The sequence below is a fragment of the Romboutsia sp. genome, assembly GCF_051659545.1.
GTDB lineage: Bacteria > Bacillota > Clostridia > Peptostreptococcales > Peptostreptococcaceae > JBOFOR01.
Genome location: NZ_JBOFOR010000028.1, coordinates 1 through 1,646, shown reverse-complemented (window position 1 = coordinate 1,646; position 1,646 = coordinate 1). Strand labels below are relative to the sequence as shown.

3 protein-coding genes are annotated in these 1,646 nt (G+C 27.5%); all 3 read left to right on the top strand.

Annotated elements, in window-relative coordinates:
* Position 1: 1 nt before the first annotated feature.
* Positions 2-169: an iron hydrogenase small subunit gene (locus tag ACRC03_RS01635; RefSeq protein WP_438650809.1), complete on the top strand. Its 168-nt coding sequence runs from the start codon at positions 2-4 to the stop codon at positions 167-169.
* Between the two features lie 239 nt (positions 170-408).
* Entirely contained in the window at positions 409-1,191 is a 783-nt protein-coding gene (locus ACRC03_RS01630) for a Cof-type HAD-IIB family hydrolase (protein ID WP_438650808.1), read from the top strand.
* 93 nt (positions 1,192-1,284) lie between these two features.
* Positions 1,285-1,646, top strand: a 362-nt coding sequence (locus ACRC03_RS01625; RefSeq protein ID WP_438650807.1) for a GNAT family N-acetyltransferase, incomplete at its 3' end; no start/stop codon positions are given.

Below are 1,646 nucleotides of genomic sequence, written 5' to 3'. Positions count from 1 at the left end.
AATGGATATAAGAACTGTGAGAGCGTCAGTTTTATATAATCAAGATAAAAAACTTACAAAGAGAAAATCACATGATAATGCCTCAATGAAAAAAATGTATGATACCTTTATGGGAGAACCAGGAAAAGGTAAGGCTCATGAGCTTCTTCATATTAAATATACTAAATAGAAATAAATAATACTAGCAATAATTAAAGATTAAAGGTGTTGGAAAGCCAACAACCTTTAATCTTTAAGATATCTAACTTGTATAACAAGCAAGTAATGTAACGTGCACCACTTATTGAATAATATAGGTAATATTGAATCACTCCTAGATTTTTTGTTAATTTTAAATTATGAAAATAGGAAATGGACAAGTTGTGGTATAATATTAGTGGAATAAAGCGAAAGTATAAGAGGTAGTATATGAAATATTTAGCTAGTGATTTAGATGGTACATTAGTCCATAATGGTGAAATTAGTAAAGAAGATAGAGATGCAATAATAAAATTAAAAGCCAAAGGCTATAAATTTATTGTCTCAACAGGTAGAAGCATAAGAGGGATAGAGGAAGCTTTTAAGAATTATCCTGAAATAGAATATGATTATGCAGTTGGATGTAATGGCTCAATAATTTTGGATAAAGATAAGAATGTAGTATATGAAAATTACATAAATAGTTATATTGGACAAGACTTACTTAGAAATTTTATGAATGAAGAAAAATGCTGTATGCATTTTGAAGCTGAAAATATAAATTATTTAATAGACCCAATAACAACAGATGATATAGAAGAGCATATGAATTATTTTCAAAAGATAGCATCTAGAGAAGATATTTTAACTGAAAGTAGAAAATATACAACAATTAGTTTATTTACAAGAGATAGATGCATACAAAGAGCTCAAGAAATTAGAGATAGAATAGCTTGTATGTATGAAGATAAATTAGAGGTATTTAGAAATCAATACTTTATAGATATTGCACCTAAAGATTGCTCTAAGGGTAATGGAATCAATAGAGTACTTGAGATAGATGGTGGAGATGTCGAGAAATTATATACTATAGGTGATTCTTTTAATGATATATCTATGTTTAAAATTACGGAAAATAGCTTTACCTTTAACAATGCAGAAGCTTTAGTAAAGATTGAAGCAAATAATCATGTAGATACGGTAAAAGAATGTATAGATAGAATTTTAGCTTAGATAATTAGGCATATTAAGATAATAATACAGTTTAAAGAGTATTATTTATTTTGATATGCCTAACATTTTAGATTAAAGAATGGAGATTGTAATATGATAATAAAACAAACAAATAGACCTAATAAGGATATGATAAAAGATATAAAAAAATTGCAAACAGCTTGTAGAAAGCAGGATGAATTAGAGGGTGGAGTATTTTTAGATAGTAGTATGAATTTTAATTCTGATATGAACAATATCTTTGCCTACTACAAAGACAATAAGCTTGTAAGCTATATATCTTTATTTGCACCTACTAAAAATGAAGCAGAGGTATCTGCATATACTTTGCCTAAGTATAGAAAAAAAGGTTGCTTTAAAGAGCTTATGAGTAAGGTTGTTTCTGAAGTGAAAAAATATGAAATAAATGAATTGTTATTTGTATGTGAGCCTCAGTCTATTGCTGGAGTTGAAGT

Excerpts from the sequence above, each read along its gene's own strand:
- ACRC03_RS01635 (WP_438650809.1), top strand. The coding sequence starts at position 2 with ATGGATATAAGAACTGTGAGAGCGTCAGTTTTATATAATCAAGATAAA.
- ACRC03_RS01630 (WP_438650808.1), top strand. The coding sequence starts at position 409 with ATGAAATATTTAGCTAGTGATTTAGATGGTACATTAGTCCATAATGGT.